Source organism: Enterobacter sp. MGH 37 (assembly GCF_000534515.1).
GTDB lineage: Bacteria > Pseudomonadota > Gammaproteobacteria > Enterobacterales > Enterobacteriaceae > Enterobacter > Enterobacter kobei.
Genome location: NZ_KI973205.1, coordinates 751,076 through 770,533, shown reverse-complemented (window position 1 = coordinate 770,533; position 19,458 = coordinate 751,076). Strand labels below are relative to the sequence as shown.

The 19,458-nt window shown below is 54.2% G+C and carries 21 protein-coding genes, 1 tRNA gene and 1 pseudogene; 13 read left to right on the top strand and 10 right to left on the bottom strand.

Annotation, left to right across the window (positions count from 1 at the left end; translation table 11 throughout):
- Positions 1 to 43 precede the first annotated feature (43 nt).
- Positions 44 to 880 (top strand): alpha/beta fold hydrolase, encoded by an 837-nt coding sequence (locus tag L383_RS20055; protein ID WP_023332629.1) that lies wholly within the window; start codon positions 44 to 46, stop codon positions 878 to 880.
- 66 nt (positions 881 to 946) lie between these two features.
- Here the strand turns inward: L383_RS20055 and L383_RS20060 are convergent.
- Positions 947 to 1,034, bottom strand: a tRNA-Ser gene (locus L383_RS20060).
- Between the two features lie 144 nt (positions 1,035 to 1,178).
- Positions 1,179 to 2,807, bottom strand: a complete 1,629-nt coding sequence (locus tag L383_RS20065; protein WP_023332628.1) for an ABC transporter substrate-binding protein — start codon at positions 2,805 to 2,807, stop codon at positions 1,179 to 1,181.
- A 269-nt stretch (positions 2,808 to 3,076) separates the two neighbouring features.
- Here L383_RS20065 and yccA point away from each other — a divergent pair, with 269 nt between their 5' ends.
- Positions 3,077 to 3,736: an FtsH protease modulator YccA gene (gene yccA, locus L383_RS20070; protein ID WP_013097244.1), complete on the top strand. Its 660-nt coding sequence runs from the start codon at positions 3,077 to 3,079 to the stop codon at positions 3,734 to 3,736.
- A gap of 55 nt (positions 3,737 to 3,791) precedes the next feature.
- Here the strand turns inward: yccA and L383_RS0123690 are convergent, their stop codons facing one another.
- From L383_RS0123690 to L383_RS20075, 3 genes are read right to left on the bottom strand one after another with little or no spacing between them, the layout of a single operon-like run.
- The gene (locus L383_RS0123690) at positions 3,792 to 4,118 is read right to left on the bottom strand and encodes a hypothetical protein (protein ID WP_248189706.1); all 327 of its coding nucleotides are present in this window, start codon (positions 4,116 to 4,118) and stop codon (positions 3,792 to 3,794) included.
- On the bottom strand, positions 4,115 to 4,267 hold the full coding sequence (locus L383_RS26270; protein ID WP_255344241.1) for a hypothetical protein: 153 nt from the start codon (positions 4,265 to 4,267) through the stop codon (positions 4,115 to 4,117). The genes L383_RS0123690 and L383_RS26270 overlap by 4 nt, the downstream gene beginning before the upstream one ends.
- Complete coding sequence (locus L383_RS20075; RefSeq protein WP_023332627.1) at positions 4,264 to 5,019, bottom strand: winged helix-turn-helix domain-containing protein; 756 nt, start codon at positions 5,017 to 5,019, stop codon at positions 4,264 to 4,266. The genes L383_RS26270 and L383_RS20075 overlap by 4 nt, the downstream gene beginning before the upstream one ends.
- A gap of 308 nt (positions 5,020 to 5,327) precedes the next feature.
- Here L383_RS20075 and L383_RS20080 point away from each other — a divergent pair, with 308 nt between their 5' ends.
- The 6 genes from L383_RS20080 to tusE all read left to right on the top strand — a co-directional run bounded on the left by L383_RS20080 (position 5,328) and on the right by tusE (position 11,563).
- Entirely contained in the window at positions 5,328 to 6,071 is a 744-nt protein-coding gene (locus L383_RS20080) for a hypothetical protein (RefSeq protein ID WP_023332626.1), read from the top strand.
- A gap of 75 nt (positions 6,072 to 6,146) precedes the next feature.
- Positions 6,147 to 6,653: a CS1 type fimbrial major subunit gene (locus L383_RS20085; RefSeq protein ID WP_023332625.1), complete on the top strand. Its 507-nt coding sequence runs from the start codon at positions 6,147 to 6,149 to the stop codon at positions 6,651 to 6,653.
- Positions 6,654 to 6,725: 72 nt separating this feature from the next.
- Positions 6,726 to 9,443 (top strand): TcfC E-set like domain-containing protein, encoded by a 2,718-nt coding sequence (locus tag L383_RS20090; protein WP_023332624.1) that lies wholly within the window; start codon positions 6,726 to 6,728, stop codon positions 9,441 to 9,443.
- A gap of 1 nt (position 9,444) precedes the next feature.
- Complete coding sequence (locus tag L383_RS20095) at positions 9,445 to 10,602, top strand: CfaE/CblD family pilus tip adhesin (RefSeq protein WP_032628830.1); 1,158 nt, start codon at positions 9,445 to 9,447, stop codon at positions 10,600 to 10,602.
- Positions 10,603 to 10,612: 10 nt separating this feature from the next.
- Positions 10,613 to 11,164 (top strand): LuxR C-terminal-related transcriptional regulator, encoded by a 552-nt coding sequence (locus tag L383_RS20100; protein WP_023332622.1) that lies wholly within the window; start codon positions 10,613 to 10,615, stop codon positions 11,162 to 11,164.
- A gap of 69 nt (positions 11,165 to 11,233) precedes the next feature.
- Positions 11,234 to 11,563 (top strand): sulfurtransferase TusE, encoded by a 330-nt coding sequence (tusE, locus tag L383_RS20105; RefSeq protein WP_023332621.1) that lies wholly within the window; start codon positions 11,234 to 11,236, stop codon positions 11,561 to 11,563.
- On the opposite strand, the gene yccX is transcribed toward tusE, so the two are convergent.
- The 3 genes and pseudogenes from yccX to L383_RS20120 all read right to left on the bottom strand — a co-directional run bounded on the left by yccX (position 11,560) and on the right by L383_RS20120 (position 13,208).
- A complete protein-coding gene (gene yccX, locus L383_RS20110) occupies positions 11,560 to 11,841 on the bottom strand; it encodes an acylphosphatase (protein WP_023332620.1) in 282 nt (93 codons plus the stop codon). The two genes, tusE and yccX, sit on opposite strands and share 4 nt — an antisense overlap.
- Before the next feature lie 11 nt (positions 11,842 to 11,852).
- Positions 11,853 to 12,580, bottom strand: a pseudogene (locus L383_RS20115) (helix-turn-helix transcriptional regulator).
- Between the two features lie 70 nt (positions 12,581 to 12,650).
- Complete coding sequence (locus tag L383_RS20120) at positions 12,651 to 13,208, bottom strand: kinase inhibitor (RefSeq protein ID WP_023332618.1); 558 nt, start codon at positions 13,206 to 13,208, stop codon at positions 12,651 to 12,653.
- 174 nt (positions 13,209 to 13,382) lie between these two features.
- Here L383_RS20120 and rlmI point away from each other — a divergent pair, with 174 nt between their 5' ends.
- Positions 13,383 to 14,573, top strand: coding sequence for a 23S rRNA (cytosine(1962)-C(5))-methyltransferase RlmI (gene rlmI / locus L383_RS20125; RefSeq protein WP_014883260.1), 1,191 nt, complete (start codon positions 13,383 to 13,385; stop codon positions 14,571 to 14,573).
- 60 nt (positions 14,574 to 14,633) lie between these two features.
- A complete protein-coding gene (hspQ, locus tag L383_RS20130) occupies positions 14,634 to 14,951 on the top strand; it encodes a heat shock protein HspQ (RefSeq protein ID WP_008499919.1) in 318 nt (105 codons plus the stop codon).
- 35 nt (positions 14,952 to 14,986) lie between these two features.
- On the opposite strand, the gene L383_RS20135 is transcribed toward hspQ, so the two are convergent.
- On the bottom strand, positions 14,987 to 15,400 hold the full coding sequence (locus L383_RS20135; protein WP_014883259.1) for a CoA-binding protein: 414 nt from the start codon (positions 15,398 to 15,400) through the stop codon (positions 14,987 to 14,989).
- Between the two features lie 173 nt (positions 15,401 to 15,573).
- Here L383_RS20135 and L383_RS20140 point away from each other — a divergent pair, with 173 nt between their 5' ends.
- Positions 15,574 to 16,236, top strand: a complete 663-nt coding sequence (locus tag L383_RS20140) for a curli synthesis inhibitor (protein ID WP_023332617.1) — start codon at positions 15,574 to 15,576, stop codon at positions 16,234 to 16,236.
- Positions 16,237 to 16,316: 80 nt separating this feature from the next.
- Positions 16,317 to 16,775 carry a methylglyoxal synthase gene (gene mgsA, locus L383_RS20145; protein WP_008499922.1) on the top strand — a complete coding sequence of 153 codons (459 nt, stop codon included), beginning with the start codon at positions 16,317 to 16,319 and terminating at the stop codon, positions 16,773 to 16,775.
- 58 nt (positions 16,776 to 16,833) lie between these two features.
- Here mgsA and helD read toward each other — a convergent pair whose 3' ends face one another.
- Positions 16,834 to 18,888, bottom strand: a complete 2,055-nt coding sequence (gene helD / locus L383_RS20150; RefSeq protein WP_023332616.1) for a DNA helicase IV — start codon at positions 18,886 to 18,888, stop codon at positions 16,834 to 16,836.
- Positions 18,889 to 19,011: 123 nt separating this feature from the next.
- Between helD and L383_RS20155 the strand changes: the two genes are divergently transcribed.
- Positions 19,012 to 19,458: a YccF domain-containing protein gene (locus L383_RS20155; protein WP_023332615.1), complete on the top strand. Its 447-nt coding sequence runs from the start codon at positions 19,012 to 19,014 to the stop codon at positions 19,456 to 19,458.

The window sequence follows — 19,458 nt, the reverse complement described above, 5'->3', positions numbered from 1 at the left end:
ACACTTTAGGGGTCGTGTTGTTTTTAACAGAGGAGTCTGCGGTATGGCATTCGTAACAACGAAAGACGGCGTCAACATTTACTACAAAGACTGGGGTCCGAAAGAAGCTCAACCCATTGTTTTCCATCACGGCTGGCCATTGAGTGCCGATGACTGGGATAACCAGATGCTCTTCTTCCTTGCAGAGGGCTATCGCGTTATCGCTATCGATCGTCGTGGTCATGGACGTTCGGATCAGGTCAGTGAAGGTCACGATATGGATCATTATGCGGCCGACGCGTCGGCCGTGGTTGAAAGCCTGGATCTGCACAATGCCGTGCATGTCGGTCACTCTACCGGCGGCGGCCAGGTCGCCCGCTATGTAGCGAAATACGGCCAGCCGCAGGGGCGCGTCGCCAAAGCGGTGCTCGTCAGCGCCGTTCCCCCGCTGATGGTCAAAACAGAGGATAACCCCGGCGGGACACCCATCGAGGTGTTTGACGGCTTCCGTAGTGCGCTGGCAGCCAATCGCGCGCAGTTTTACCTCGACGTAGCCAGCGGCCCTTTTTACGGTTTTAACCGGGATGGCGCGGAGGTTTCACAGGGTACGATTCAGAACTGGTGGCGTCAGGGAATGATTGGCAGTGCCAAAGCGCACTATGAGGGGATTAAGGCGTTTTCAGAGACTGACCAGACGGAGGACTTAAAAGCCATCACGGTTCCCGTTCTGGTAATGCAGGGCGATGACGATCAGGTCGTACCGTATAAGAATGCCGCCCTTCTGCAGGACAAGCTGCTGGCGAACAGCGTGCTGAAAATTTATCCAGGCTTCCCGCACGGGATGCACACCACGCATGCGGAGACCATCAACGCGGACATTCTGGCGTTTATCCGTTCATAAACGTCAGGTTTTAAATTCACGCCAAAAGAAAAACCCCAGCTTAACGAGTAAGCTGGGGTTTATATCTGGCGGAAGCGCAGAGATTCGAACTCTGGAACCCTTTCGGGTCGCCGGTTTTCAAGACCGGTGCCTTCAACCGCTCGGCCACACTTCCTAAGTGAGGCGAACTATAAACACCTCACCGCGTGCTGTAAAGAGTGGCTGCAATCGTTCGCTGTAAAAATAGCCAAAACGCGTTTAATCGGTTGAACTGACGACATATCGGCGATTTTAACAGCATAACATTCAGCCCGCCCTCTTAGTGCTTTTTGATGTACATATCTTTTGTGAAATAGTACCCGAGCTTATCCGGTGTGAATCCCCCTACCCACGGTTTGACCAGGTGGGTACGAACGTAGTGATAAACCGGAATGGCTGGCACATCACGGCCAAGCAGATCCTCCGCCTGCTGGTAGAACTTACCCCGTTCCCCGGCTGTTTTCGCTTTCGCGGCGTTGATCAGGGCCTGGTCGTACTCCGGATTGCTGTACTGGCTGGTATTTTCGCTGTCGCCGGTACGGAAGTTGTTCAGGAAGGTTGCTGCATCGTCGTAGTCCGCAATCCATGCGTAACGCACCGCGTCAAAGTTGTGGGTGTGCATGGTATCCAGCATGGTTTTCCACTCCTGATTTTGCAGCTTCGCGTCCACGCCGAGGTTTTTCTTCCACATGGAGCTGGCGGCAATCGCGATGCGCTGGTGCGATTCAGAGGTGTTATAGAGCAGGTTGAAGCGCAGAGGATGGCTTTCGTTATACCCCGCTTCGCTGAGCAGTTTTTTCGCCTCCGCGATGCGCTTGTCCAGCGGCCAGCTGGCGTAATCCGGGTTCTGCAGCTTGACCCCACCGATGTCCGGCTGGCTAATCAGCCACGCCGGACGCTGCCCCTGCCCTAACACTTTCCCGGCAATGATGTCTTTATCCAGCGCCATATTCAGCGCCTTACGCACGCGCGCGTCGTTGAACGGCGGGCGCGTGGTGTTGAACTCGTAGTAATAGGTCGCGAGCTGCGGTGAAACGTCCAGCTCGCTGCCAAGGGTTTTCTTCAGCTGGGCAAACTGGTTAATGGGGACCGTGTAGACAATATCAATTTCACCCGCTTTATAGCGGTTCACATCTGAAGCTTCAGAGGTGATGGGCAAATACGTCACTTTGTTGATAACAGTATGCGCATTATCCCAGTAGCGCGCGTTACGCTCCGCCACAATGCGTTCGTTGACCACCCACTGAGAAAGTTTATACGCCCCGCTGCTGACGAAATGCTCCGGCTTGGTCCACTTATCGCCGAAACGCCCAATCAGCACTTTGTCCACCGGTACCAGCGACGGGTGCGCCAGCATCGCAAGGAAAGCCGCGTTTGGCTGCGTGAGCGTCACTTCCAGGGTGGTATCGTTAATCGCTTTTACCCCCAGCGTATCGGGGGCTTTTTTCCCCTGGGCGATATCGGCCGCGTTGGCAATATGCATGTTGCCCGGATAGCTGGCATACGGTGACGCGGTTTTAGGATCGATCAGGCGCTGCCAGCTCCAGACCACATCTTCTGCGATAATCGCTGTCCCGTCGCTCCAGGTGATGCCCGGCCGCAAATGGAACGTCCAGACGGTATTGTCTTTGTTCTCCCACTTTTCCGCCAGCCGGGGCTGAATTTCACCCGTCGGGGAGACGCTCACCAGACCTTCGAATAAATCGCTGATAATATTGAATTCGACATCGCTTTCGACTTTATGCGGATCGAGCGAAGCCGGTTCACTGCCATTATTTCTGACCAGTTCCTGTTTCTCTGCCAGCGCGGTTCCTGCCGGGACGTTGGCCGCCCAGGATGCCGTACTGGCGCACAGGATCCCGGCGGTAAGTAAAGAGAGTGTAAAGCGCGTGCGTGTTTGTGGTTTCATGTCCTTCGCCTTATTGTCTGTTTTATGACGATCCGGAGATAACTCTTAGCGCCCTAAGGGTAATAACGCAATATTTTTCAGTAACCTATAAGAGGTTGATCTGGTAAATTTTCTCAAACCGCTGTTCATTCTGGTGAAATGCATTTCTGCAGAAGAAATAACCATCTCCTTCGCTAACGTGCTGAGTAAAGATGGGTAAAACCACTTTGAGACTGGCTCGCCGTTTCCTATTCTTTCCGCTAATTACATCTGTCATAAGAGAGTGACTCATGGATCGTATTATTACTTCTTCACGCGACCGCACATCGCTACTCAGTACCCACAAGGTGCTGCGCAATACCTATTTCATGCTCAGCCTGACGCTGGCGTTTTCGGCGATCACTGCCACCGCCAGCACCGTGCTGATGCTGCCGTCTCCGGGGCTGATCCTGACGCTGGTGGGGATGTATGGGCTGATGTTCCTGACCTACAAAACCGCGGATAAACCGGTCGGTATTCTGTCCGCGTTCGCCTTCACCGGCTTCCTGGGCTATATCCTGGGGCCAATTCTGAACGCGTATCTGTCTGCCGGTATGGGCGACGTGATTGGCATGGCGCTGGGCGGTACCGCGCTGGTGTTCTTCTGCTGCTCGGCCTACGTGCTGACCACCCGTAAGGACATGTCCTTCCTCGGCGGTATGCTGATGGCGGGTATCGTGGTGGTGCTGATTGGTATGGTGGCTAACATCTTCCTGCAGCTGCCTGCCCTGCATCTGGCGATTAGCGCGGTGTTTATCCTGCTGTCATCTGGCGCGATCCTGTATGAAACCAGCAACATCATTCACGGCGGTGAGACGAACTACATTCGCGCCACCGTGAGCCTGTATGTATCGCTGTACAACATCTTCGTCAGCCTGCTGAGCATTCTGGGCTTCGCCAGCCGGGATTAATCTGCATCACTGATACGAAAAAAGAGAATGCCCATGGCATTCTCTTTTTTTTGTCTTATTCTCCCCGGCAGATATAGGTAGGATAACGCCGGTCCTGAATCAGCCACACGGCGGGCGATAGTTCAGAGATCGTCAGGTAGTAACGTGCGGTCGGATAGGCGAAGCTTCCCCATTGAGCATCCGGGGTATTGTCATTGTGTCGACGCCGGGTTTTGGTGTAGCTCAATACAATGACGTTATCATCTTTCCGTTGCTCCCAGGTAAAGTCGACATCCCTGTCAACGATCAAACATTGCCCGCCAGCCCTTGCCGCGCCTTTGTAAGTCGTCAACCCGGTTCCATCCTGATGAAAATAGAACTGAGCAAAGGTATTGACCTTCACCTCACTTGCTTTTCCCTCATTGCGCGTGAAATTAAATTCTGTACTGCAGGCAAGCACATCCTTTTTACCCAGGCCGCCAGAACAGTAAAAAGCGCTATTGCACCACCAACCAGTACACCGCTCAGCCCAAAAATAAGTTTTATTTTCATTTTTCAGCCCCGCTTTTATAACGAATGGTTTTGCACAGTCTGGTTTTACTTCCCGGGCAGGCACCAATGAAAACCTCATCCGCGGCGGAAATAGCAAAACGGGCGCTGAAATAATAAATATTATACTCTTCTCGCTCGCATGCCACGTTATTCGCCTCCAGCTGTTTCGCTAATTTCGATAACACTAACGGCCGTCCATGATCGTTAATTATCCAGATACTGCAACGCGCAATTTTTTCCTTAACTGGCGTGAGTTTCGCCGGAACGGTTATCCCCTGCGGGCGGCTAAAGTACAGGCAGCCCCCTAGTGCAGCGACGATCGCGACCGCCGTAATCGCCCCCCTTTTCAGGAACGTGCGCCGCGGCTTTACGTCTTGCTGTTCAACCGGAGACTGAGAATCAACGGGTTGAATATTCTCCCGAGGCTGAAAAATCACATCGGCCTCAAAACGAAATCCATAGCGGGGTACGGTCACGATAAATTCATGCCCCTCTCCCAGCGACTGGAAGCTTTTACGTAATTCGCTTACCGCTTTATTGAGATTATTTCCTGATGGCGTAAAGCCGAACGCTTCCCACACGCGCGCGATCAATTCATCCCGGCTAAGGTCACGACCTCTGTGCTTAATAAACTCCTGTAAAAGACGAACGGCCGGTGCCGAAAGCGTTAATACAGACTCGGGTTGTCCAACAAGACTTATTGCATGTGCTTCAGGATCGAATAACAACGAATTATTGCATATAAAAAACATCTTTTATTCTCGGCTGTTACCGCATGCTTTTTAATCCCTGGTACATCGACATGAAAACCACCTCCTGATCTGCTTATTTTGTAATCAGAAGGAATTTTCTTCCCATCCCTGGTCGCGGTATTTTCGCTTAACTATACAACCTTAAAGACAGAAAAGCAGGATAAAAAACTGTATTTAACGAGTTAATTAATACAAATTTTCACAAACCGCTGTTCTGGTTAAAGTTTCCCTGCCCTGAAGCGATACGAAAGCAGACGGTGTCCTGGTGTTAACGCGCCACCGATGAACTCAGAGCAGGCAGGCAGAATGTGAAACAGAAAAAAAGAGTGAACATGACAACCGCCTTTTATGTCGCCGCGCTGTCATTACCATTTTTCTCAGAAATGGCAATGGCCAATATGAGCGTGTACCCGATGGAACTTAACGTGGATAAGTCCGGGGCGGCGCAAATAAAAGTGGCTTCAAAAACGGATGATATTCAGTTCATTCGGGTGAGGCAAAAGAAAATTCTTAATCCCGGCACTGCCGACGAAAAAGAGATTGATGTCGCCTCGTGGAAAGAAGGTGGCGTTGTTGTGACGCCAGAAAAATTTGCCCTGGCGGCTGGCGCAATGCGCGTCGTTCGTCTGGTATCGCTCACGCCACCGGAAAAAGAGACCACCTGGCGCGTCTATTTTGAAGGGGTAAAGCAACCTGACAGCATTATTCCAGGTCAGGCAGAAAGCGCTGCGGCGAAGGCGACATTGGGCGTCAATGTCATCTGGGGCGCCCTGATCCACCTCGCCCCGGAAAAAAGTGTGGTTTCACTCTCGATAGACCCTCGCAGGGGGACATTAAAAAACAACGGTACGCTGCGCGTGCCGCTGAGAGAGATCGGTATTTGTGACGCAAATTCGTCGTGTAAATGGATTAAAGAAGACGCGACGATTTATCCAGACACCGAACGGAAATTAAAAACGCTCACAAAGACACAAGGCCATAAATATAAATTCCGCTACTTCAACTGGGTGAATAAAACCGCTGAAGAAGCTGATTTACCCGTCGTGCAATAACACGACGTTACCGTAAAGACCCCAAAGGGTTTGTTTAAAGAGCCAGGGTGCTCATTTGTAAATATGGAGATATCAATGCGTAAGTATTTTAAACCCCTGATGATTGTTGCCGCGATGACCACGTCCGTTAGCGCGCTGGCGATCCAAAAAGATATTACCGTCAACGCCAGCGTTGATTCACAGCTGGATATGACCCAGGCCGATAATACGCCGCTGCCGGCAAGCATCGATATGCAGTACCTGCCAGGCCGCGGTCTGGAAAGCTACCGCCTGAATACCAAGGTATGGTCTAACTCCGCCACCAGCAACGTGAAAGTCCGTCTGGTGAGTGCCGCGAAGCTGGCAAATGCCGACGGTGCTGAGTCCATCCCAATGACGGTGAAGCTGGGCGATAAAACCCTCTCTACCGCCGATGTTGAATATACCGGTACCGAACTGTTCCCGGGGAGCATTGAAAACGGTTCAGCGGTACTGCCGCTGACCATTTCTCAGACCACCAAAGGCATTCTGAAAACAGGTCAGTACAGCGGCGTTGTCAGCCTGATGCTGACGCAAGCGACGACCACGGAAGGCGGTGCGTAACACCACAGCACCTAAGGAATAACGTCAGAGGGTGCCCACCCTCTGACGTCAGGATGATGTCGAGGCTCGTTCATGGCGTTTCACAGAAATACTCTCCTCTTTGTTGCTTTGTTACCCGCTTCTATCCAACTCGCCTGTGCCGGGATGACCGTCCCGGCAGGTTTTGAAGATCTGGCGAAAACCCAGCGCCTGTGGACAGAGGTAAACCTCTATGGCGAGTCGCTTGGCCTGTTTGAAACGGATATCACGCTTGAAACGGTCAGTTTTGTCGCACCTGAAACCGTTGTAGCAGCCATCAAACGACGGTTTAACGACGACCCTGCTCTCGTTGCCACCGTGTCTGCCACGCTGGCCGTTCCGCTTGCCCGTAACGGCAACCTGGCCTGCAGCAGCAACAGCTCCGCAGCGGGCTGCGATTACATTGATACCGACCGCGCGGCCATTATCTATGACGAGAATAACGCCCGTATTAGCCTGTTTTTAGACAAGAAATTCCTGCCTAAAGCCACCGCGGAAAATCAGTGGTATCAGCCCACGCAGGACACCGAAAATGCGCTTATCCATCAGCAGAATGTTAATTTTGTTGCCGACAGGGATTATCAGTCAGCCACCGTGCAGGGCAATGGCGCGCTGGCGCTCACGCAGGACGGCTATGTTAACCTCGACTGGACCTGGCTGGGACAGCGTTCAAGGCACCAGCAGCAACAGGAAATCACCGTTAACAATGCCTGGTTCCGCCAGGATATCTTGCGCCAGTACTATGTCCAGCTGGGCGAAATGGATACCCGCGATCTGTTCAGTAATGCTGGTGGAAATATCAACCTCAGCCAGCTGCCGCTGGGGAAAATTCGCGGCGTGCGCGCAGGCTCAACACGGGCGTGGATAAATCCGGTTCAGCAGTCAAAGGGAACCCCTATCACCGTGCTGCTTTCCCATGACGCGCGTATTGATGCCCGCCGTGGCAGTCAGCTGCTGGCCAGCTTTTACCTGAATGCCGGGGCGCAAACTCTCGACACGCGATCGTTTCCGGACGGGAGCTACACCGTCACGCTGTCGGTCTATGAAAATAACCGGCTAACGCGTACCGAGCAGGTGCCGTTTACCCGAACCGGCATTACGCCATTCGACCGCGTCGAGTGGTTCCTGCAGGCGGGTGAAACCGACAATAGCGATCAAAACGAAGAACCCAGCGCGGTTGCGCAGGCGGGCGTACGCCTGCCCGTCACCGAGACCTTAGCGCTTACCAGCGGAGCAACGATAAAGCAAAACCAGCGCTTCCTGGAAAATGCGCTCGACTGGAGCCGGGGCTTCAACGCGGGCCCGATCGACGGCGTGCTGAGTACCCGGTTTAGCTACCTTTACGGCAGCGAAGGCCAGCGCGGCAATATTCAGCAAATCAGCTACAACGACGGTTTTTCACTGAGCCTCTATCGCAACGCGCTATCAGCGGAAAACTGCAACACCCGAAGCGCCGGGTTTGACGCCGTGAACGGCTGTTATCGCACCCTCTCGGTGATGTTTTCCGTCCCTGTCGGCGCCTGGTATGCGAGCCTCGGCTATTCGGATAACCGCAACGAAGGACGGTACGTTTCACGCCGGGAGCTGCCGGATAGCGACGATCGCCACGATGCGGGTTTGCCGTGGGAATCGGTCTATATGACCCGCTCGCGCTCGCGGGCCTGGCAGGGAGGCCTGAGCAATGCCTTTAGCACCCATGGTCTGAACATTAACAGTAGCGTTAACCTCTTCATGCGCAACGATGATGCCCGCGACGGCAGGGACAAAGGCGGCTACCTGAGCGTGAGCCTGTCCATGGCGCATAACCGTCAGGGTGATGCGTCTAGCTATACCTCTCTGGGGGCGACCTGGCAGCACCAGCAGCGTGAAAAAAATCAGCTGAGCTACAACGTGGCGCATAACTGGTACAGCGATGCACGCGGTGAAAACGAGTACGGCCTTAGCGCATCAGGCATTAACAGCGACTCGCTGAATACCTCAGCCTATACGCGCCAGGGCGGGCGATATGGCAACGGCAGTCTGACCGTCAGCGACGCCTGGGATCGTCAGGACAGACGCCATACGCTGAGCACCAGCGGCAACTACAGCTCGACACTTGCGCTGTCGCGTTCTGGCCTGTGGCTGGGCCGCTGGAGCGACGGACGCCCTGCTTCCGCCGTCGCGGTTAACGTTGCCACACCGACTGATACCCTGGCTCCGAGCGTTGCCGTGTCGCTGGATAACAGCGGGAGCGCAGACATTCCGGGTAATAGCCGCGCTCTCTTCGCCGTACCGGGCTACCAGCAGACCACGTTGACGATTAACGAATCGCTGGATGTATCCCGGGGAGCCAGCAGTGAGATCACGCAAGGTTCAGGCAGCAGAACGCTGTTTATGGTGCCAGGCAAACTGCTGCGTCGGGATGTGCAAACCACCGCAAGCTACACCTGGCTCGGCCAGTTAACCGACGAGCGTCATTCGCCGTTTATCGGTGGTGTGCCGCTGAACGTTAACGGCTGGAGCGATCTCGGCAACGGCGGATTCAGCGCCCAGAGCGATGCCCTGCTGCATAACCTCTACCTGGTGCGTCAGCAGCAGTTTTATCAGTGCGAACTCAACGTGAAAAGTATGCGCGACGTGGTGCGCTATGTCGGCTCAATTCCTTGTCGGGAATTAACCTTCTCGGCCCTGCCGGATGCCGTCCAGCAGCAGGCGCAGCTGATGCTCGCCGGACGATCGGTACCTGCCGGGCCAACTGCCATGAACGCCGACAACCTCACTAAAGGGAAATGATGTGATGAAGTACCTCTTTATTTTACTGTTGTTAAGCCTGTGGACAGGCCAGACGCTGGCGGGCGCCCCTGCGGGACGAAACACCAGCGTTGGTATCAGCTTCGATCGCACGGCACCGCCTGCGCGTTTCGATATCTGGTTGCATGAATCGGGCGGCTTTGACACCGCCGACCCGCAAAAATGGGGGCGTAACACCCTGACCTGTGAGTCCCGGACTGATACCGCGTACGGGGCCTGCGTGACCTCTCCGGTCTGGTGGACGAGTAACTCGGCCGCACCCTATGCCATCAATTTACGTTTTACGCATGCCCTCTCCAGCAAGACGGTGGATATCAAGGTAAATGGCGATCATTACATATTTATCCGAAACAAAGTGTTTACCTATGCCAGCTACGTAGCAAGGGGATCGGACACAATCGCTGACTGGAACAGAGAACCGTATTTTGATTTCTATATTGTGAAAAGCGAACTGGATAAGCTCGCCCTACCGGGGATCTGGACAGCAACGCTGAAGCAGAACCTGCGTCAATGGGATAGCGCCGACTGCGGAGGAAACTGGAATGACGTGAATGTCGGCTGTCCTGGCTATCTCACTATCGCCAGGTGGCAGGCAAACATTCGCATTGAGGTGGTCGATCCGGGTAATCAGCAGATTTATCTGCCGGCATTTCCGCACTCCACGCCCATCGTTAACCTCAACCTGACTAACTTCCCGGGGCGGCCGGGTGGCAGTGAGATCCAGGGAGAAAATACGCTGGATATGTGCCTGTACGATGGTAAAAACAGCACCAGCACCCGCACCTACCTTCGGTTTGAGGACGACGGACTCGCCTCAGCGGGCCGTACTGAAGGTGCGTTTTCAATCAGGCGACGCGGAGGAAGCCAGACCGATGCGCGAGACCGTCTCGACTATCAGGTCTTTGTCACCCATCCCATCACAGGCGCAACAGACATCGTCGCTAACGGTAAAACCGTGGTCTGGCAAGGGACTAACGATCCGCAGTATCTGCGTCAGGTCGTCCTTCCCGGCGGACGCGAGAGCGTACTGTGCGTGCCAGCTCCTATTATCCTGAAAACCCCTTCATTTACTGCCAGCAGCAAAAATGCCGGGGATTACACCGGCACGCTACGCATTATCTACACACCCAGTACGTTATAAGGAGGCCGCCGTGAATTACGTTATTCTTGATAATAATCGCTTTTATGCCGAAGGTTTACGCTACGCCCTTCTGCGCCGTAACGCTCAAATGCTGGTTGAAAGCGGCGCGGTAACGTGGCGCCATTCGTTATTGGCCTGCGACACCCTCGTTGTGCGCTGCCGCTTTTCCGTCGCCGGGACGCATCAGGCGCTGGTTGAGATTCTGCTTCAGCTAGAGGCCAGCCGCTGGGAAGGAACGCTTTATCTGGTGTGCAATGAAAAAGGCTGGGCGCTGGCCACGCATCTGCGAAAGCGTTTTGCCACGCTGACCTCATATATTATTGATGACAGAATTGCCGTCGCGGATGCAGCGTATCTGCTTGCAAAAGAGCCCCGTCGGGTCCGCAGCCTGAATTGTTGCCTGACGGGCATGGAGTTCAATGTTCTCGACAGGCTGGTTAACGGGCAATCGGTAAGACATGTTGCGACAATGACGCAGATGAGCGAAAAACAGGTCTCGACGTACAAATGCAACGCGTTAAAAAAGCTGAATGCCAACAATCTGCTACAGCTTCTTCTATAGACCGAAGTTTCTCATGCCGCCCCTTCTTTGCTAGACTAGGGGCGGTTTTTACTTTATCGACAGAGCACTATGTTCATTTTTGCAGGCCAGGAAATTGAGACCGATAGCGAAGGCTATCTGAAAGATACCACGCTGTGGAGCGAGCCACTGGCGGAAAAAATCGCCGAAAACGAAGGTATCACCCTCTCCCCCGAACACTGGGAAGTCGTGCGTTTTGTGCGCGAATTTTATCTCGAATTTAATACCTCTCCGGCGATCCGCATGCTGGTGAAAGCGATGGCCAATAAGTTTGGCGAAGAGAAAGGCAACAGCCGCTATCTGTATCGTCTGTTTCCGAAAGGCCCGGCAAAACAGGCCACCAAAGTTGCTGGCCTGCCAAAGCCGGTGAAGTGCATTTAATAACGAATACTGAAGTTCTCGTATTCCCGGCCGGGTTGATGCGGTTCCGTTAGCACCCTGTCAACCCGCGCGCTGCGCGGGCCACCCGCTTTCAGCCACACCATCAGTTTTTCTACCTGCTTCGCGTCTCCACAGGCGACCACCTCAACGCTGCCGTCATCCATGTTTCGCGCATAGCCCGTGATCCCGAGCTGAAGAGCCTCACGCTGGGTGCTGTAGCGGAACCCGACGCCCTGAACGATGCCGTGAACCCAGGCAATAGTGCAAACTTTTGACATTTTTCTTCTCCTTAACGTAGCGTTTTCGGCAAACAGCCGTAGTGTTGCCGAAAGCGGGCGGTGAAACGAGAACTGGAAAGATACCCACATTGTAATGCGATTTCGCCAATGGGTAATCGGGTCGATTGCAGCTGTGACAGCGCAACGGCCATTCTCACCTCTTCCACGATCTGGCGAAAACTCTGCGACTCTTCACGCAACTTTCTGCGCAGCGTCGGCACGCTTAAGGCCAGACGGCTTGCGATATCCTGCGCAGTCCAGGATCTGGCCGGCGATAGCATGATGAACTGTCGCACCTGCTCAGTCAGGTTACTGCTTCGCTCAATAAGCAGCGGACCTGCCACGCCTTCATGCAGCAATGCCAGCAAAAGACCGAAAGCCTGATGTTTTTGTAACGCCTCCGGTAAATCCTGACGCACGGCGTGCAGCAGGTTATCCCACATAAACGTCAGCCCCTCGCTCAACGGGACACAAAGGGAATGTAACGTCGTGCCCGGCCAGGATTTCAGGTAATGCGCTTTAAACTCGGCCAGGATTTCTGGCGACAACATCAGCAAGTCCGATCGAAACATGCCGTTCGCAGGCTGATTAATAATCTCCATTGACGTGTTGGCCGGGATAATAATCAGCGCATCCCTCGTTGCCACCAGGCGATTATCATCCTGAACAATGACCTTACTGCCGTGAGTAATGTGACAAATGGCCGGAAAAAAAGTTTAACCTGGTGCAGGCGATGCATTTTGCTGGCACTGACTTCGCCCGCCGTCAGCTGTTTATGTTGAAGGTAAAACTCCTGCACCGGGTCATCCTTATCTGCTGTACGTTGCGGTTAACTGCGTTTTTCCGAGAACGTGACTGTTTATCATATAACCGACCAGCGCGCCGCTGGCATTGTTATCAAGGGGCAGTGTGTCCACGTTCAGCGCCCAGACGGTAATCTGGTAACGGTGCGGTTTGTCTCCCTCAGGTGGACATGCGCCGCCAAATCCAGAATAACCGAAGTCATTACGCCCCTGCACCGCGCCAGCGGGTAATTTCTCACTCTTTGGGTTACCCGCGCCCGCAGGCAGTGCCATTGTTTTCGCAGGAATATTGGCGACTGTCCAGTGCCACCAGCCACTGCCGGTGGGGGCATCGGGGTCATATACCGTGATGGCAAAACTTTTCGTACCGGCTGGAGGATGTTTCCATGCAAGCTGCGGAGACTGATTATCACCGTGGCAGCCAAAACCGTTGAACACCTGCTGTTGCGCTAAACGGTGCTCCCCGGAGATATCCTGACTGGTGATACTGAAAGGCGTTGCCGCTAAAACCTGAAAACTTATCGCCGCCAGAACGGTTGTTGCTATTACACTGCGCTTTTTCATAGGGGGGTCCTTTGCTGAACGGGAAGCCCCAATGTAAGGCACGCGGCCATACCGTAATGTGCTTAAGCGATTTGATTTTGTGCCGAAACGCTCAAAGGCATCCACAGATGATTGCGACTTGCTGAATGTGATAATCTACGCGCCATTTCCCTGAAATCGACAGAACAGCAAATTATGAGTGTACGTTTAGTGTTAGCCAAAGGGCGCGAGAAATCCTTACTGCGCCGTCATCCCTGGGTTTTTTCTGGCGCAGTTGCCCGCATGGAAGGCAAAGCCAGCCTCGGTGAAACCATTGATATCGTTGACCATCAGGGGAAATGGTTAGCGCGAGGCGCATACTCGCCTGCGTCCCAGATCCGCGCTCGCGTCTGGACCTTCGACAAAGATGAAACCATTGATATCGACTTCTTCGTTCGCCGCCTGCAGCAGGCGCAGCAGTGGCGTGAATGGCTGGCAAAGCGTGACGGTCTGGACAGCTATCGTCTGATCGCCGGTGAGTCCGACGGCCTGCCGGGTGTGACCATCGATCGCTTCGGCAACTTCCTGGTGCTGCAACTCCTGAGCGCCGGAGCGGAATACCAGCGTGCCGCGCTGATTAGCGCGCTGCAAACGCTGTTCCCGCAGTGTGCCATTTACGACCGCAGCGATGTGGCAGTGCGCAAAAAAGAGGGCATGGAGCTGACTCAGGGGCCAGTAACGGGCGAACTGCCGCCAGCCCTGCTGCCCATTGAAGAACATGGCATGAAGCTGCTGGTGGATATTCAGGGCGGTCACAAAACGGGCTATTACCTTGACCAGCGCGACAGCCGTCTGGCGACACGCCAGTACGTCGCCGACAAGCGCGTACTTAACTGCTTCTCCTATACCGGCGGTTTTGCCGTTTCGGCGCTGATGGGTGGCTGTGCGCAGGTCGTCAGCGTGGATACGTCACAGGAAGCGCTTGACGTGGCAAAACAAAACGTCGAGCTAAACAAGCTGGATTTGAGCAAAGCGGAGTTTGTACGCGACGACGTTTTCAAGCTGCTGCGTAAATATCGCGATCAGGGCGAGAAGTTCGACGTTATCGTGATGGATCCCCCTAAGTTTGTGGAGAATAAAAGCCAGCTGATGGGCGCCTGCCGCGGGTACAAAGATATCAACATGCTGGCCATCCAGCTGCTGAACCCGGGTGGCGTTCTGCTGACGTTCTCCTGCTCCGGTCTGATGACCACAGATTTATTTCAGAAAATCATCGCCGATGCCGCAATAGATGCTGGTCGTGATGTACAATTTATAGAGCAGTTCCGTCAGGCAGCCGATCATCCCGTGATTGCTACCTACCCGGAAGGGCTGTATCTGAAAGGGTTTGCCTGTCGCGTCATGTAACTTGAAAAGAGAAATATTGACCACACATAACGTGTAAGTCGTATTTCCCGGGAGGTGACTATGATTGCCAGCAAATTCGGTATCGGCCAGCAGGTCCGCCACACTTTGCTAGGGTATTTGGGTGTGGTCGTCGATATCGACCCGGAGTATTCCCTTGATGAACCGTCAGCAGACGAGCTGGCGGTTAACGCCGAGCTTCGCGCTGCACCCTGGTACCATGTGGTGATGGAAGGTGACGACGGACAACCCGTTCATACCTACCTTGCCGAAGCGCAGCTGAGTAGTGAGTTGCAGGAAGAGCATCCGGAGCAACCTACGATGGATGAACTTGCTCAGACCATCCGTAAACAGCTACAGGCTCCGCGCCTGCGGAACTAAGCGTGCAAAAAAAGCCCGATAACGGGCTTTTTTTATTATTTCGCCAGCCCCAGACGGGGGATCTCAATCGCCGGGCATCGGTCCATGACCACTTTCAGACCCGCTTCACGCGCCAGCACGGCCGCCTGCTCGTTAATCACACCCAACTGCATCCACAGGGTTTTCGCCCCGACGGCAATAGCATCCTGCGCTACGCCCCATGCGGCCTCGGAATTACGGAAGACATCGACCATATCAATTTTTTCGGGTACGTCAGCGAGCGTGGCATACCCTTGCTGGCCCAGCAACGTTTTCCCCGCCACTTTTGGCGAGACCGGGATGACGTGATAACCCTGATCGAGAAGGTATTTCATCACCCGATAGCTGGGACGATCGGGTTTATCACTCGCGCCCACCAGCGCAATGGTCCGCGTGGATGTCAAAATCTCAGCAACATCATTCTCTTTCATGGTTTTTCTCCTGGCTTTTTTAAAAGTGTACGCCAAAGCGCACATCTCAACCATCCATCCCATACAGATGCATGAGGGCAAAACGGCAAAATATGTCTATATGTTAGTAAACGTGATTATCGAAAAATTTAGATACATTAATGCGGCGACAGTATGTCTGACGGGAGCCTCCTATGAAAACCGGTATTGCCACGGCTCTGATTGCGTTAGTGATGCCGGTTTGCGTATTTGCTACCACGCTTCGGCTCTCTGGCGACATTGATCTTCTGGTACTGGACGGAAAAAAAGTGTCCAGCTCATTATTACGCGGTGCTGACAGCATCGAATTAGATAACGGCCCCCATCAACTGGTCTTTCGAGTAGAAAAATCGATCGGCCTGGCTAACCATGAGCAACGACTGTACATCTCGCCGCCGCTGATTATCAGCTTTAATACCCGGCAAATCAGTCAGGTGAACATTACCCTGCCTCGCCTTGAAACAGAAAAGGAATCGGCGGCCTTTGACGCCTCGCCGCGCATTGAACTGCTGGACGGTGATGCGATGCCAATCCCGGTGAAGCTGGATATTCTGGCATTAACCACGTCCCCCAAAGGCCCGGATTACGAGGCGGCTACGCAGGTTTATAACAAAGCCGGTAAACGCGCCTCCCTTCCGCAGTTTGCCACCCTGATGGCCGACGACAGTACGCTGCTTTCCGGCGTATCAGAACTGGATGTTATCCCGCCTCAGTCCCAGACGCTGACGGAACAGCGCCTGAAATTCTGGTTCCAGCAGGCCGATCCCGACACGCGGGCCCGATTTTTACAGTGGGCAAAGCAACAACCTTCATCCTAAGCCACATTTTTTTCGCCTGAGGCTTGCAGCGTCAGGCGCTTCCCGTCATCGTGTAGTCAGTTAACCTGATGGATATGATTATGGAACTGACAACACGCACGCTGCCTGAACGCAAACACATTGCACTGGTGGCGCACGATCACTGTAAACAAATGCTGCTTAACTGGGTGCGCCGCCATCAGTCTTTGCTGGAAAAGCATGCCCTTTCAGCGACCGGCACCACCGGAAACCTGATCCAGCGCGAAACGGGTCTGGAGGTCAATGCGATGCTGAGCGGCCCGATGGGCGGCGATCAGCAGGTCGGCGCGCAGATTTCCGAAGGGAAGATTGACGTGCTGATCTTCTTCTGGGATCCGCTGAACGCGGTTCCGCACGATCCCGATGTTAAAGCCCTGCTGCGTCTGGCGACGGTGTGGAATATTCCGGTGGCGACAAACCTCTCGACGGCGGATTTCATCATCGAATCACCGCAGTTCAATTCGCCGGTTGATATCCTGATTCCGGACTATCAGCGTTATCTTTCTGAGAGACTGAAGTAGCTTTTTTGCCGGGTGGCGGCTTCGCCTTACCCGGCCTACCCATCCTTGCCCGTCGTCGCTACGGCTTTCTCGCTACCGGCACATCAATACTCTTCAGAATATCGACAAACACGGATGGCTCCGCTTTATTGAACAGCAGCCAGACGCGGTGACGTGCGCGCGTCATTGCCACATAAAGCAAACGTCGCTCTTCGGCATCCGGGAAATCTTCCGGCACCGGCAGTAGGGCCTGTTCCATCACCGATTCACGGGTCGGAGCCGGGAAACCGTCGCTGCCCTCTTTCAGCCCCATCACAATCACATAATCGGCCTGCTGCCCTTTGCTGGCGTGAATAGTCATAAATTCAAGCTGCAGTTTCGGCCAGCGGGTAGCTGCTTTTTCCAGCGCTGCAGGTTTAAGGTGATGATAACGCGCCAGCACCAGGATACGCTCATCGGGCTTCGCATAGCCGCTGAGCTTGTCCAGCAGCGGTTCCAGCTGGTCATCCGCCAGCAGGGTGACGGCTTTTTTATCCCCAGGCCGCAGGCTGTTAAGCGGCTTGGTCAGCTGATGCGGGTTTTGCTGGATAAAACGGTTGGCGATTTCACCAATCCGGGAGTTGAAGCGATACGTGGTGTCCAGATCGCTGCGATCACCTTCACCAAAATAGTGGTGGAACGCGGTCGTGAGTGAAAGCTGTGCGCCGCTGAAGCGATAGATGGCCTGCCAGTCATCCCCCACCGCAAACAGCGAGGTATGTTTATTTTGCGCCCGTAGCGCACAGAGCAGTGCTGCGCGCTGGGGTGAGATATCCTGAAACTCATCCACCAGAATATGTTTCCACGGACTGACAAAACGTCCTTTCTCAAGAATGACGATCGCCTGATGGATCAAACCGGAAAAATCGACGGCATTTTCCGCCTTCAACGCGGCTTTCCAGGCTTTTAAGAGCGGTGCCATCAGTTTGACCCGCTTCGAAAATAGATCGCGGATCCCCTCTGGCGCACCTTCAATCATTTCAGCCTGTGAGCCACCGTGCATCCGCATCAGGCTGACCCAACGGTCAAGACGCGATCCCAGCCGACGCGCCAGTTTATCATCCTGCCAGAAACTGCCTTCCGGCACTGCCCAGTTGAGCTCCTCTTCCAGCCACTGACGCCACCCTTTCGCCTGCGCCTTTTTCTCACTGCACTGCTGACGCCACGTTTTGATAAACAGCGCCTGGCGCGCCTGCGTGTCGTTTTCCAGTTTACTGACGGAAGGGACTTTTTTACTGCCCTGCTGAATGATATGCAGCGCAAGGGCATGGAAGGTTCTGGCAGTAATATCCCGGGTATGCAGACGTTGCTGAATGCGTTCGTCCATCTCCTCGGCAGCCTTACGGCCAAAAGCCAGCAGCAGAATCTGATCGGCAACCGCTTCGCCGGTCGTCAGAAGCCAGCCTGCACGCGCCACCAGTACCGACGTTTTGCCGCTTCCTGCCCCTGCGAGCACCAGCAGCGACTGCTCGCCATTGACTACCGCGCGAGCCTGCGCAGGGTTGAGCGGCGAAGATTCCACCGTACTGAAAAAGTCGGCGTACTGGGTCAGCATGGCATCTGTCCAGGCCTGGTTATGCGCCAGCCGACTCTTATCCCTATCGTTCAGCCAGGCCTGACACTGACGCCAGGCGTCGCGACAGTTGTCGAACTCATCAAGACGCGTTACGGCAATCGGCAGGGCCGAGAGAGCCTGGCGAATCTTTTGCTGCAGCCCGGCAGTCTGCTGGCGGGTCAACCACGTTTGTTGCGCGTTGCTCTGGGCGATCTCGTCCAGCACCTGGTGCAGAACCTGGGCGGCAATCACGCTCATGTCGTGACTCCACTGCTGCCAGCGGGCGTTCAGGTGGTGATGAAAACGCTGGGTTTCCGCCCACTCGGTGCCGTGAAGACGCACGACTTTATCGTCTGGCAGAACAAACTCCAGCTCACCCCATACCAGCCCACGCTTACAGTGGATGGCCAGAAGCTGATTAAACGGAATAAGGTATTCGTGGCGTTCTCCGGAGACTTTCACCCCGGCGTTGAGCAAAACAACGCTGTCATAGGGGTGTTGCGCCAGGCGTTTGCCTAATGAAGTTGCTTTCAGTTCCATGTCCCGCCAAATCCACGAAGAGATAATTTACCTGACAGTTTAACTGCCAGTTTTAAGGTGCTCCAGCCTAAAAAAACGTTACAATCATTGGGCGTTAATTTTATCGAAAGGAAGTGAGGGTTTATGCGTACCGTTCTGAATGTGTTGAATTTTGTGCTGGGCGGTTTTGCCACCACCCTTTCCTGGCTTATTGCCACACTGGTGAGCATCGTCCTGATTTTCACACTCCCCCTGACCCGCTCCTGCTGGGAAATCACCAAACTCTCGTTGATCCCCTACGGTAACGAAGCCATCCACGTTGACGAACTGAATCCGGAAAGTAAGAACGCCCTGATGAACACGGGGGGAACCCTGCTGAACATTCTGTGGCTGATTTTCTTTGGCTGGTGGCTATGCATCATGCATATTTTTGCCGGTATTGCACAGTGCATCTCAATTATTGGGATTCCGGTAGGGCTCGCGAACTTTAAGATCGCCGCCATCGCCCTTTGGCCCGTCGGGCGCAGAGTTGTTCCGGTTGAAGTGGCCCAGGCGGCGCGTGAAGCGAACGCACGCCGTCGTTTTCAGTAA